This window comes from Pseudomonas sp. AC136 (assembly GCF_979258585.1).
Window position 1 is genome coordinate 1,609,750 of the sequence record NZ_OZ409865.1, and the last position, 12,508, is coordinate 1,622,257.

Sequence of the window (12,508 nt, forward strand, 5' to 3'; positions counted from 1 at the left end):
CGTTACACCATGGCCAGGGGTTGCTTGCGCGTCGGCGGCGGGAACACGCCGTCGAGCAGGCGCAGGTCGGCGGCGTCCAGGGTCAGTTCAAGGGCAGCGGCATTGGCGCGCACGTGGCTGGGCGTCACCGCTTTGGGAATGGCGATCACGCCGCCTTGCTGCACCAGCCAGGCCAAGGCCACCTGCGCCGCGCCGACACCACGGCGTTCGGCGATCTGGTTCAGCGTGACATCGGCCAACATCCGACCGCCCTGCCCAATCGGGCAATAGGCCATGAGCGGCATGTGCTGCTGACACCAAGGCAGCAAATCAAAGCCGACACCACGCTGCTCCAGGCTGTAGAGCACTTGGTTGGCGGCGCAAGCGCGGTTGTCCAGTTCGAGCATGTCGTCGAGGTCGAAATTGGACACGCCCCAGTCGCGGATTTTGCCTTGCTCACGCAAGCGCTCGAACGCCTCGACGGTTTCGTCCAGCGGGTACTGACCGCGCCAGTGCAACAAGTACAGGTCCAGGGTATCGGTGCGCAGGCGTTTGAGGCTGCGCTCGCAGGCTTCGATGGCGCCTCGGCGGCTGGCGTTATGCGGGTACACCTTGCTGACCAGATACACCTGATCGCGAATGCCTTGCAGGGCATCACCCACCACGTTTTCCGCGCCACCTTCGCCGTACATTTCAGCGGTGTCGATCAGGCGCATGCCCAATTCCACGCCCAGGCGCAGGGCGTCCACTTCGGCCTTGTGTTCGCTGGCGCGCTCGCCCATGCGCCAGGTGCCTTGGCCAATGGCCGGAAGGGTTTGGTTGGCGAGTTGAACGGTGTGCATGGGGCGTTCCTTATCCAATTTTTTGTTCTGTTTTTCGTAGGAGCCAGCTTGCTGGCCAATCCTGGAAACCAACAGCTTCGCCAGCAAGCTGGCTCCTACAAGGCTCAGTGCGATGGAGCGGCACTTTCCACTTCGCCATAGCCGTCGCCGTTCCATTGCATCAGGCAGAAGCCATGGCCGAACGGGTCGGCAAAGGTGGCGATGCTGCACCAGGCTTCGTGGCGGATCGGCGTTTCGTTTTTCGCCCCGGCGGCAATGGCGCGTTCGCAGGCGGCGGTCAGGTCATCAACCACAATGTCGATGTGCACCGGCGTCCAGTGCCGCTGGTACTGGCGCGCGGCGCCTCGGCACGGTTGGCTGCCGGTGGGGTTGGCGAGCAGGTAGATCGGCACCGGGCCGCCCAGCAGTTCCGCCACCTGGCCGTCGAACAGGTAGCGCTTGAGGTGCACGCCGAACGCTTGGGTGTAAAAGGCGATACCCGCTTCGAGGTCGGGAACGTCGATGTTAAGCAGTAGATTCATGGAGGCATCCGTGGCTGGCTCGGTTGACGTGGGCTCGACTTATCTGGGCTCAGATCGGAGCCCGGATTTCAGTAAGAGCAGCAGCGACACCGGTTGTTCACTTTCCGGATGCAGCGGCTCTTGCAGCCACTGCAAGCGCCAGTCTGTTTCAGCCAGCAGCGTCAGCCACGATTCCAGTGTGCGGAAGAACCACGGCATAGGTTCGGCGAAGCCCTCACCAAACCCTTCGAAATGCTCGACGCGCCAACCGTCCTGATACTGCCCTTCGCCCCGCGAGCTCCACGGGTGGATGGTTTGAATCAGCAACACGCCGCCCGGTGCGATCAGGCTGTGCAAGGCATTCAGCACCGGCGCCAGCGGTTCGTCGAGCAAGGCGAAGTTGCACACCAGCACATCGAACTTGCCCAACAGCGGCGCCTGCGCTTCGAGGTCGGCGTAACCGCACACGCGGTATTGCCCGGAGCAAATGGCCCGCGCCGTTTCAATCAGCGGCACCGAGGCATCCACGCCCACGGCTTCGATGCCATGGGCCATCAAGCCGCGACACAACCAGCCTTCACCGCAGCCGATGTCCAGCACGCGCTTGGGCTCGCAGGCCAAAATGGCGCGCACGATGGCGGCGTCGGTAACCAGCCGTCGGCTTTCAATGCGTTGTTCGCGCACGGCGGCGGTCCAGGCGTCGGCGTTGGCCTGCCAGCTGAAATTGAGCTGTTCTCGATGATCGCGTTGCATGGTGGCGCTCGAAGAAAAGAGAAAAAAGACGCGCGGAAACGTTAACCGCATTTTGCCACCGACAACAGCGTCTACGCTTTAACCCATGCAGAGCAACGCAGAGCCAAGGCCAATATTGATATGGGCGCATTGTGGCAATCGAACAGTAATTCGGCTGAGCAAACGGTGCCCGGCCTGACTTCCTCTCCTTTGCCCAACGCAAAACGCCCGCCACCCCGCTCCCCTTGGCGCCGGGCGGTGCGGCGAACCTTCTGGTTAACGCTGTTGTTGCTGGTGGTCGCTGGCGCCTGGCTGGTCTACGAAGAAACCACCACCGCCCGGTTTCAATCCCGCGAACTGAGCCGCTACGCCGCCACGCTCACCTATGAATTGGCTGAAGGCCCGAGCAACGCCATCCGCTACCCCGAATTCGGACCGTTCGACAAACGCCTGGGCTACGCCTATTTGCCAAACATGCTGGAGCGCCTGCAAAAACGCGATTACCTCATCCAGCAGCAAACGCGTTTTTCGCCCGCCTTGATGGAATACAGCCGCCACGGCCTGTTTATTCCCTACCCCGAAAAACTGCAAAGCGGCCTGGCCATCGCCGACTGCCGAGGCGCGCCGCTGTACAGCTTTACTTACCCGCAACAGCTGTACGCCCACTTCAGCGACATTCCGCCCTTGGTGGTCAATAGCCTGCTGTTCATCGAAAACCGCTACCTGCTCGACCCGCAGCAGCCGCTGAGCAACCCGGCTGTGGACTGGCCCCGGTTCGTGATGGCAGCCATCACCCAGGTCGGCAAAAAACTCGACGTTCAAGGCCAGTCCGCCGGTGGCAGCACGTTGGCCACGCAACTGGAAAAGTACCGCCATTCTCCCGATGGCCTGACCCTCTCGGGCGTCGACAAGCTCAAGCAAATGGCCTCGGCCAGCGTGCGCGCCTACCAAAACGGGCCGCAGACATTACCTGCGCGGCAAAACATTGTGCGCGACTACCTCAACAGCGTGCCGCTGTCGGCGGCGCCGGGGTATGGCGAGGTGCATGGCATGGCCGATGGCCTGCGGGTTTGGTATGGCGCCGACTTCGGTGAAGTGAACCGCCTGCTGAGCGATGCCAAGGCCGACGTGGCGCAACGCGGTCTGGCCCTGCGTCAGGTGCTGTCGCTGATGATCGCCCAGCGCCGCCCTTCTTATTACCTGGCCCAGGGCCACAGCCAGTTGGCGACCCTGACCGACAGCCACATCCGCATTTTGGCCAGTGGCGGCGTGATCGACCCGGCCCTGCGCGATGCCGCCTTGGCCAGCACCGCCACCTGGCGCGACCTCAACGCCCAGCCCGGCGTACAAATGGTGGAAAGCAACAAAGGCATCAGCGTGGCGCGCAGCCGCTTGTCGAGCCTGCTGAATAAGCCGCTGTACGACCTCGACCGCCTCGACCTCGCCGCCACCACGACCCTTAACGGTCAACTGCAGCAAGCCGCCAGCGATTATTTGCAGCGCTTGGCCGATCCCGCGTTCGCCGCCCAGGCGGGGCTGCTCGGCGACCACTTGCTGACCGCGCAAACCACGCAAGCAGTGCGCTACAGCTTCACCCTCTTCGAGCGCACGCCGGACGGTTCACGGGTGCGGGTGCAAACCGACAGCACCGACCAGCCGTTCGACATCAACGAGGGCAGCAAGCTGGAATTGGGCTCCACAGCCAAGCTGCGGGTACTGACCACCTATTTGGAAATCATCGATGAACTGCACCGCCGCTTCGTCGGCCAAACCCCGGCGCAGCTGCGCAAGGTCGAGGTGCCGGAGCAGGATTACCTCACGCGCTGGGCCGTCGATTACCTGGCGGCGGGCAACGACCCCAGCCTCACCGCCATGCTCGACGCCGCCCTGGAGCGGCGTTATTCGGCAAACCCTGGCGAACGGTTTTTCACCGGCGGCGGGCTGCACCATTTCAACAACTTCCGCCGCGAAGACAACGGCCGTATCCCGACCATGCGCGAGTCGCTGCAAGAGTCGATCAACCTGCCGTTCATTCGCCTGATGCGCGACGTGGTGCGCTATAGCACCTACCAAGCCAGCAACAGCAGCGCGCAACTGCTTAAAGACGACCACGACCCGCGCCGCCAAGATTACCTGCAGCGTTTTGCCGACCACGAAGGCACGGTGTTTTTGCTGCGTTTCTGGCGCAAGTACCAAGGCAAGAACGCCACCGAACGCCTCGACACCTTTCTCGACGGCATGCACCCCACCGCGTCGCGCTTGGCGGCGGTGCACCGCTACCTGATGCCGGATGTCGACGAAGCCACCTTTGGCACGTTTATCAACGCGCACCTGGTGGCCGAGAAAGTCGGGCCGGCACGCGTTCACGAGCTGTATGAAAAATACGGCCCCGGCGCCTACAGCCTGCCCGACCAAGGCTATATCGCCCGCGTGCACCCGCTGGAACTGTGGCTGCTCGGCTACCTGCTGCAACACCCGCAGGCCAGCTTCAACGAAGCGGTGACCGCCAGTAACAGCCAGCGCCAGGAAGTGTATGGCTGGCTGTTCAAGAGTCGGCACAAACGCGCGCGCGACAGCCGCATTCGCATCATGTTGGAGGTTGAAGCGTTTCTGGACATCCACCAGCGCTGGCAGCGCGTCGGCTACCCGTTCGACCACTTGGTGCCGTCGCTTGCCACCGCCATCGGCAGTTCGGGTGATCGCCCCGCTGCGTTGGCGGAACTGATGGGCATCATCCTCAACGATGGCATTCGCCAGCCCACGGTGCGCATCGACGGCCTGCACTTTGCCGCCGGCACGCCTTACGAAACGCAGCTAAGCACCAACCCCGATCAAGGCAAGCGCGTGCTTTCCAGCGAAGTGGCGGCGGCCTTGCGCAGCGCCTTGGCGCAGGTGGTGGCCAAGGGCACCGCACGGCGCTTGAACGGCAGCTTCACCCTCGACGACGGCAGCGCCATGACCCTGGGCGGCAAAACCGGCACGGGCGACAACCGCATCGAAAGCGTCGGCGCGGGCGGGCGCATTCTCAGTTCGCGCTCGCTGAACCGCACCGCCACGTTTGTGTTTTACCTGGGCGACAACCACTTCGGCACGCTCACTGCGTTCGTGCCCGGGCGGGCGGCGGAAGGCTTCCGCTTTACCTCGGCGTTGCCGGTGCAAGTGCTCAAAGGCATGGCGCCCACGCTGCAACCGTATTTGCGCGCGGGCACGCAGTGTGTGGCCATTCCACAGCAGGCGACGAACACCTTGTAGGAGCCACCTTGGTGGCGAACCCTGCAAACGATGATGCTGAAATGTGCGTTTGCAGGGTTCGCTAGCAAGCTAGCGCCTACGGGCGGCTCTGAGCTGGGCGCTAGCTCCAAGCATTTGCCGCTGCCCCTGACACTGACCCGCTGGTAATATCTGCGGCGCCCTATTTCCCTGCTGTCTGGAGTACCCGCTTGGAGTCTGAATCCATCGTCTATGGCTGCATCCGCGACTGGCCGTCGACGGATCCAGAGCAGGCGCGTGTGCGTCGTGCGATCAACAGGCGTGAACTGCGAGCCCTGCCCAGCGGCGATGCCTGGCCGTTTATTGGCCGCGACATGTTTTCGTTTTGCCCACAGCTCGGCGAAGGCTTGTACCAGACGCAAGTCATCCATTTCGGCGCCAGCTACCGGGCCATCGAATACGAATGGAGTTTGTGGGTCGAGCAGTTCGAAGCGCTGCTCAAGCGCTTGTACTGGGGCAGTGCAGTGGTACACCTGGAAACCGAGCTGAGCGGCAGCCACACCTTTCGCTGGGAATCGGAACAGGGCTTTCACAGCCCGCAAGACAGCGGCGGCCTGCTGGTTCGCTGCGCCTGGGAACGCGAAGGCGCGTTGCACAGCTAATCTCGCCAAGGCCGCATCTGCATGCTCAATTACCTGTGGTTCTTCCTCGCCGCGCTGTTTGAAATTGCCGGCTGCTACGCCTTTTGGTCGTGGCTGCGCATGGGCAAAAGCGCCTGGTGGATTGCGCCGGGGCTTATCAGCCTGGTGCTGTTTGCGTTACTGCTCACCCGCGTGGAAGCGGCGTATGCCGGGCGCGCCTATGCCGCGTATGGCGGCATCTACGTGGTGGCGTCGTTGTTCTGGTTGGGTGTGGTGGAGCGGGCGCGGCCGCTGAGCACCGATTGGATCGGCGCGGCGTTTTGCGTGGTGGGCGCGTTGATTATCTTGCTAGGGCCCCGCGCGATTCCGTCCTGAATTGCATTCTGTAAAAAGCTGAATGTGGTTTCGCTCACTCTTCCAACCATTCCCTCGGCACGTCGCGCTTCATGGCGAGCTGGCACTGTTCACTTTCCACGTCGAAAACAATCACCGCCTCGCCTTTGTCCAGGGCGCGGCGCACGCGGGCGACGCGGGTGTCGAGTGGGGTTTCGTCGCCGTTGTCGGTGCCGTCACGGGTGACGAAATCTTCGATCAGGCGTGTGAGTGTCTCGGGTTCAAGCATTTCTTGCGGGATCAACATGGCACTTCTCCAGAAAGCCCGGCGATGTTAACCCACTCCACGCCGTCCCATTAAGACGGCGAAATTTCTTCGCTGGCTGGGGTTTGCTCTCTGGCGACCAGGAAACGATCAAGGGTGTCGTACAGCACCTGACAGTCCAACGGTTTGCTCAGGAAGTCGTCCATGCCTACCTGAGCGCCATGCTCGCGGTGCTCGTCGAGGATATGCGCGGTGAGCGCAACGATGGGCACGGCGCGCAGGTTTTGTTGCTTCTCCAGCCGACGGATTTGCCGCGTGGCCTCGAAGCCGTCCATTTCCGGCATTTCACAGTCCATCAAGACCAAATCAACGGCGCTGGGGTCGCGGCTGTAGTCTTTGACGGCTTCAACCCCATTGGCGACCACGCGCACCACGTAGCCGCGCTTTTTCAGCAGGCCCTGCACCACCAGTTGATTCACCGGGTTGTCTTCCACCACCAGAATGCAGGCGCTATTGCCCGTTTGCTCGTCACGCGGCGGGCGATGTTCGCTGCGCCGTTCCTGGTAAAACTCCAGCAGTGCTTCGCGCAGCGGCGTAATGGCTAACGGTTGGGCGAGGTTGAGCAAGCGGAGGCCGTTGCTCGGCGGCAACAGCTGGCATTGTTCGGGCGGGCACAGCAGCAGAATGCGTTGGCCCTTTTCCAGGCGCGGGCGCAGGGCGTCGAGCCAATGCACAACGCTGCCGGGCCACGGCGCCATCAGAATGAGCAACGGCGTGACGGCAAAGTCATCCAGATAAGCCTGCAGCTTTTCCGGGTTCTGGCAGCGTTCGGTGCGCATGCCCCAGCGCTCCAGCAAGCGACTCAGGGCATCAAGGCCAAGGCCGTCCAGGGAAGTGATCAGCGCGGTTTTGCCTTTCAACAGTTGGCGCAGTCGGTCGTCGTTGCGCTCACCTTCTTGCAGGGCGATATCGAATGCCAGGCGCGTGCCCTGCCCCGGCGTGCTTTGCACTTCAATCGTGCCGCCCATCATTTCCACCAGCTCTTTGCTGATGGCCAGGCCCAGGCCGCTGCCGCCGTAACGGCGCGTGGTGCTGGAGTCGCCTTGGGAGAACGATTCGAACAATTGCGTTTGTGCATCGCCGGAAATACCGATGCCGCTGTCGCTCACGGCGAAGATCAGGTGCGGATCGCCCAGGCTGTTATTGCGCCGGCACACGCTGACGGCCACATGCCCTTGGGCGGTGAACTTCAGCGAATTGCTCAGTAGGTTCATCAGCACCTGTTTCAGGCGAGTGGGGTCGCCTTTGATGCGCTGCGGCACGCCGGTTTCCAAGCTCACGTACAGGCGCAGGTTTTTCTCCAGCGCCTGGGCGGTGAACAGGGTCAGGGTGTCCGAGATCAGCACTTCGAGGTCGAACTCGATGTTCTCCAGGCTCAGCTTGCCGGACTCGATCCGGGCGTAGTCGAGGATGTCGTTGATCACCGCCATCAGCGAGCTGCCGGAGCTGGCGATGGTGTCGACGTAAAAGCGTTGGCTGCGGTCCAGCGAGGTGCCCTTGAGCAGTTGCAACATGCCCAAAACGCCGTTGAGCGGCGTGCGAATTTCGTGGCTCATCTTGGCCAGGAAACGGCTCTTGGCCTGGTTTTCAATTTCCGACTTGGCCGCCGCCTGGCGCGAACGGAAGCCTTCTTCTTTGAGCAGGTTGATGCGGTCGGCCAGGCCGATGGAAAGCGTGATCAACTCGATGGTGACGCCCACCTTGACCATCGTGCCGCCATAAATGCCGAAGATTTCGATGCCCAGCGAGCCGCTGGTGGCGACGATAAACGAGGTCAGCAAAATGCCCCACGCCAGAATGTAGTACGAGCCGTAGCGCAGGCCTTGGCGCCAGATGTACACGCCGCTGACCAACAAAATAAACGACACCGACAGCACCGTGAGGCTGGCCAGAATGTTCCAGGCTTGCAGGCCGATCACCGCCACCGAGGCCATGCAACACAAAATCAGCGCCATCAGGTATTGCAGGCCACGGTCCAGGCGCGGCGAGAACTGGGCGGTGTGCAGAAAATGGCGGCTGAACTGAGTGGCGCTGAAGCTGTGCAGGAACATCAGCACATAGATGCTCACCGATTGCAGCTCGATCAGGTTGGGCATCAGCTTGAACAACATGCCGTCGAAACTGGCGGCGAACAGGCCGATGTTGAGGTTGTAAACCAGGTACCAGAAGTACGCCCGTTCGCGCAGGGAAAAGAACAGGAACAGGTTGTAGCAGAACATCGCGAACAGCACGCCGTAGAAGGCGCCGTTCACGCCCATGAGGTTTTCCTGAGCGGCGGCGCTGGCGCTGTAGGTGCTGAAAAACATCGGCACGAACAACGTGCTGGTGCTTTCAATACGCAGAATTACCGTGCTCTCGCCCTGCGGCAGAGCCATGGGGAACCAGAAATTGCGCACCTGCACCGGGCGCTGGGAGAAGGCAAAACGATCACCGCTTTCCTGGATCGCCACCTTGCCGTCAGCGGTTTTGAGGAAGAGTTGAATATGGTCGAGCAGCGGATAGTTGATTTCCAGATAGCCCGCCAGATCGTGCGGGCGGCTATTCAGCAAGCGAACCTTGAACCACCACACCGAGGCGTTTTTGCCGACATTAACGTGGTCGCTGCGGGCGCCGGTGAATTCCTCGTCGGGAATGGCCAGCACCTGCTCAAGGCTGAGAATGCCTTTGGGATCTTCGATATAGCCCACATAAGGCGACAGCGACAGGCGCAGGTCGTCCTGATTAAGCGGGGCAAGCGTACGTACGCTGGCCCAGGAGCTTCCAGCGAACAGGCACAGCAGCAAGACCAAACAAACACGAGGCATCCGTAAACCTCTGATAAATATCCGGCAGAGCTGTCAGTTCGCTCCACTCTTGTTTGTCTGGCACTTTGCCTCTATGCCGGCCGCCCTTCAAGTGTCGTTTTCACGCGAGTTCAACACGCTCTCTACCGTTGGCACCCGGGTGTCGCTTTCCATCTGCGCGTCGTGCTCGATCTGGTGGCTGAAATTCTCCAGCGACTGGCCGCCAGGCTTGGCATCGCTGGCAAATACCGGCGGGCTCAAGATGTAGGCGCTGAGCAAACGACTGAGGCCCGCCAGGCTGTCGATATGGGTACGTTCGTAGCCGTGGGTCGCGTCACAGCCAAAGGCTAGCAGAGCCGTGCGGGTGTCGTGGCCCGCCGCAACGGCCGATTGCGCATCGCTGTGGTAGTAGCGAAACAGGTCGCGGCGCACCGGCACTTCGTTTTTTTCCGCCAGGCGCAGCAGGTGGCGCGACAAGTGATAGTCGTACGGCCCGCCGGAATCCTGCATGGCCACGCTGACGGTGTGCTCGCTGGATTGTTGCCCCGGCGCTACCGGCGCAATGTCGATGCCGACGAACTCGCTCACATCCCAATGCAACGCCCCGGCCGCCCCCGAGCCCACTTCCTCGGTGATGGTGAACAGCGGGTGGCAGTCAATGGCCGGCTCGATGCCGCTTTCGACCAACCCTTTGAGCGCGGTGAGCAAGGCGGCGGTGCCGGCTTTGTCATCCAGATGGCGGGCGCTGATGTGGCCGCTCTCGGTGAACTCCGGCAGCGGATCGAATGCCACGAAGTCACCCACATTAATGCCCAGCGACTCGCAGTCCGCGCGGGTGCTGCTGTAAGCATCCAGGCGCAGTTCAACGTGGTCCCAACTGATCGGCATCTGGTCGATGGCGGTGTTGAACGCATGCCCCGACGCCATCAGCGGCAGCACGCTGCCACGGAACACGCCGGTTTCAGTAAATACGCTGACGCGGCTGCCTTCGGCGAACCGGCTCGACCAGCAGCCCACTGGTGCCAGGCCCAGACGACCGTTGTCTTGCACTTGCCGAACAATGGCGCCGATGGTGTCCAGGTGAGTCGATACCGCGCGGTCGGGGCTGTTCTGCTTGCCCTTGATGGTGGCGCGAATGGTGCCTCGACGGGTCAGCTCGAACGGAATGCCGAGTTCTTCCAGGCGTTCGGCCACGTAGCGCACGATGGTGTCGGTGAAACCGGTGGGGCTGGGAATGGCGAGCATTTCCAGCAGCACGCGGCGCAGGTAGTCGAGGTCGGGTTCGGGGACTTTTTTCATTCAGGTCTCCTTCTATGAATGACGTCATTCCCGCGCAGGCGGGAATCCAGAATGGCAGGGTGTGACGCGAAAGCCGCGCCAACCCATTTGCTGAATCCCCGCGTGCGCGGGGACGACGGAGGATCAGCCAGCGGTCTGGCTAAGCGGAAACAGCAGGTCGATAAACCGTTCTGCCGTCGGCTGCGGTTGGTGGTTGGCCAGGCCGGCGCGCTCGTTCGCTTCGATAAACACGTACTCGGGCTGGTCGGCTGCCGGCACCAGCAGGTCGAGGCCGACCACGGGAATATCCAGCGCCCGCGCCGCGCGTACGGCGGCATCGGCGAGCACCGGATGAAGAATCTCGGTGACGTCTTCCAGAGTGCCGCCCGTGTGCAGGTTAGCTGTACGGCGTACCGCCAAGCGTTGGCCGGCGGGCAACACACTGTCGTAGTCGAAACCGGCGGCGCGCAGGGTGCGGTGGGTTTCTTCATCCAGTGGAATACGGCTTTCACCGCCCGTGGCCGCTTGCCGACGGCGGCTTTGCGCTTCGATCAGCGCGCCGATGCTGTGGCGTCCATCACCAATCACCTCAGCCGGACGGCGGATAGCAGCGGCCACCACTTCAAAGCCGATCACCAGAATGCGCAGGTCGGCGCCTTCGTGGAAACTTTCCAGCAGCACGCGGTTATCGAACGCCTTGGCGCGTTTGATGGCGGCCTCGACTTCTTCGTCGCTGCGCAAGTCGATGGCCACACCCTTGCCCTGCTCGCCATCCACGGGCTTGACCACCACGCGGCCATGTTCGGCGAGAAAGTCGGCGTTCTCTTCAGGCTCGCCGGCCAACTGCTGGGCCGGCAACTCCAGGCCCACACGGCGCAAGGCGCGGTGGGTGAGCACTTTGTCTTGGCACAGCGTCATGCTCACGGCGCTGGTCAAATCGCTCAGCGACTCGCGGCAACGAATGCGCCGCCCGCCCTGGCTGAGGGTAAACAGGCCGGCTTCGGCGTCATCCACCTGCACCTCGATGCCGCGACGACGGGCTTCGTCGACGATGATCTTGGCGTAAGGGTTTAGCTCCGCTTCAGGACCGGGACCGAGGAACAGGGTTTCGTTGATGCCGTTCTTGCGCTTGAGCGTGAACGTGGCCAGGTCGCGGAAACCCAGCTTGGCGTACAAGCGCTTGGCTTGATGGTTGTCGTGCAGCACCGACAAGTCGAGGTAACTCAGGCCTCGGCTCATAAAGTGCTCGATCAGGTGCCGCACCAGCACTTCGCCCACGCCCGGTCGCGTGCAGCGCGGCGACACGGCCAGGCACCACAGGCTGCAACCGTTGTCCGGGTCATTGAAGGCTTTGCGATGGTTGAGGCCCATCATGCCGCCGATAATCATGCCGCTGTCGGCGTCTTCGGCCAGCCAGTATTCCGGCCCGCCCTCTTCGCGCGGGGTCAGGCGCTCCGGGTCGACCGGCAACATGCCGCGTTCCTGGTAGAGATTGTTCAGCGCTTGCCAGTCTTCCACGCTTTGCGCGCGACGCACGTTGAACCCGCGAAAACCACGGCGCGCCTGGCGGTAGTCGGTGAACCACAGGCGCAAGGTGTCCGAGGGATCAAGGAACAAGCCCTGCGGCGCCTGCGCCAACACTTGATGCGGCGCCGACACGTACAACGCGATGTCACGTTCGCCGGGTTTTTCGTTCAGCAGATCGCTGGCCAGCAGTTCAGGGGTCGGGTAGGTGTGCCCGATCAGAATCCTTCCCCAGCCGCAATGCAGTGCCTGCGGCGGATGGGGGTTCTGGACACCATCTTCGGCAAAACGCGCCTGCAAGCGCTCATAGGACGGCGGTTGGCCGCGCAACAGGCGCTGGCTGTAGGCATAGCCTTTCATC

At 62.3% G+C, this 12,508-nt stretch carries 10 protein-coding genes; 3 read left to right on the top strand and 7 right to left on the bottom strand.

The features are described 5' to 3' along the window. Positions 1-2: 2 nt before the first annotated feature. From ACZZZU_RS07205 to ACZZZU_RS07215, 3 genes are all read right to left on the bottom strand, one after another. Positions 3-821, bottom strand: coding sequence for an aldo/keto reductase (locus tag ACZZZU_RS07205; RefSeq protein WP_463550218.1), 819 nt, complete (start codon positions 819-821; stop codon positions 3-5). Positions 822-925: 104 nt separating this feature from the next. Continuing rightward, the gene (locus ACZZZU_RS07210) at positions 926-1,342 is read right to left on the bottom strand and encodes a VOC family protein (protein ID WP_463550219.1); all 417 of its coding nucleotides are present in this window, start codon (positions 1,340-1,342) and stop codon (positions 926-928) included. Between the two features lie 39 nt (positions 1,343-1,381). Next, positions 1,382-2,074 (bottom strand): class I SAM-dependent methyltransferase, encoded by a 693-nt coding sequence (locus ACZZZU_RS07215; RefSeq protein WP_122493802.1) that lies wholly within the window; start codon positions 2,072-2,074, stop codon positions 1,382-1,384. A 120-nt stretch (positions 2,075-2,194) separates the two neighbouring features. Here ACZZZU_RS07215 and ACZZZU_RS07220 point away from each other — a divergent pair, with 120 nt between their 5' ends. From ACZZZU_RS07220 to ACZZZU_RS07230, 3 genes are all read left to right on the top strand, one after another. After that, positions 2,195-5,305 (top strand): transglycosylase domain-containing protein, encoded by a 3,111-nt coding sequence (locus tag ACZZZU_RS07220; RefSeq protein ID WP_463550220.1) that lies wholly within the window; start codon positions 2,195-2,197, stop codon positions 5,303-5,305. 188 nt (positions 5,306-5,493) lie between these two features. Continuing rightward, positions 5,494-5,925: a hypothetical protein gene (locus ACZZZU_RS07225; RefSeq protein WP_122493804.1), complete on the top strand. Its 432-nt coding sequence runs from the start codon at positions 5,494-5,496 to the stop codon at positions 5,923-5,925. Positions 5,926-5,946: 21 nt separating this feature from the next. Continuing rightward, the gene (locus ACZZZU_RS07230; protein WP_122493805.1) at positions 5,947-6,279 is read left to right on the top strand and encodes a YnfA family protein; all 333 of its coding nucleotides are present in this window, start codon (positions 5,947-5,949) and stop codon (positions 6,277-6,279) included. Between the two features lie 34 nt (positions 6,280-6,313). Here ACZZZU_RS07230 and ACZZZU_RS07235 read toward each other — a convergent pair whose 3' ends face one another. From ACZZZU_RS07235 to ngg, 4 genes are all read right to left on the bottom strand, one after another. Beyond that, positions 6,314-6,544, bottom strand: a complete 231-nt coding sequence (locus tag ACZZZU_RS07235) for a YheU family protein (protein ID WP_463550221.1) — start codon at positions 6,542-6,544, stop codon at positions 6,314-6,316. Between the two features lie 50 nt (positions 6,545-6,594). Next, positions 6,595-9,366, bottom strand: a complete 2,772-nt coding sequence (locus ACZZZU_RS07240; protein WP_463550222.1) for a 7TM diverse intracellular signaling domain-containing protein — start codon at positions 9,364-9,366, stop codon at positions 6,595-6,597. An 87-nt stretch (positions 9,367-9,453) separates the two neighbouring features. Continuing rightward, positions 9,454-10,644 (bottom strand): osmoprotectant NAGGN system M42 family peptidase, encoded by a 1,191-nt coding sequence (locus tag ACZZZU_RS07245; protein ID WP_463550223.1) that lies wholly within the window; start codon positions 10,642-10,644, stop codon positions 9,454-9,456. A gap of 123 nt (positions 10,645-10,767) precedes the next feature. After that, complete coding sequence (gene ngg / locus ACZZZU_RS07250; RefSeq protein ID WP_463550224.1) at positions 10,768-12,507, bottom strand: N-acetylglutaminylglutamine synthetase; 1,740 nt, start codon at positions 12,505-12,507, stop codon at positions 10,768-10,770. Position 12,508: the final 1 nt, after the last annotated feature.

What these genes read in the sequence shown, in the direction of transcription:
- ACZZZU_RS07205 (WP_463550218.1), bottom strand. Translation starts at nt 821, where the DNA reads ATGCACACCGTTCAACTCGCCAACCAAACCCTTCCGGCCATTGGCCAA.
- ACZZZU_RS07210 (WP_463550219.1), bottom strand. Translation starts at nt 1,342, where the DNA reads ATGAATCTACTGCTTAACATCGACGTTCCCGACCTCGAAGCGGGTATC.
- ACZZZU_RS07215 (WP_122493802.1), bottom strand. Translation starts at nt 2,074, where the DNA reads ATGCAACGCGATCATCGAGAACAGCTCAATTTCAGCTGGCAGGCCAAC.
- ACZZZU_RS07220 (WP_463550220.1), top strand. Translation starts at nt 2,195, where the DNA reads ATGGGCGCATTGTGGCAATCGAACAGTAATTCGGCTGAGCAAACGGTG.
- ACZZZU_RS07230 (WP_122493805.1), top strand. Translation starts at nt 5,947, where the DNA reads ATGCTCAATTACCTGTGGTTCTTCCTCGCCGCGCTGTTTGAAATTGCC.
- ACZZZU_RS07235 (WP_463550221.1), bottom strand. Translation starts at nt 6,544, where the DNA reads ATGTTGATCCCGCAAGAAATGCTTGAACCCGAGACACTCACACGCCTG.
- ACZZZU_RS07240 (WP_463550222.1), bottom strand. Translation starts at nt 9,366, where the DNA reads ATGCCTCGTGTTTGTTTGGTCTTGCTGCTGTGCCTGTTCGCTGGAAGC.
- ACZZZU_RS07245 (WP_463550223.1), bottom strand. Translation starts at nt 10,644, where the DNA reads ATGAAAAAAGTCCCCGAACCCGACCTCGACTACCTGCGCCGCGTGCTG.
- ngg (WP_463550224.1), bottom strand. Translation starts at nt 12,507, where the DNA reads ATGAAAGGCTATGCCTACAGCCAGCGCCTGTTGCGCGGCCAACCGCCG.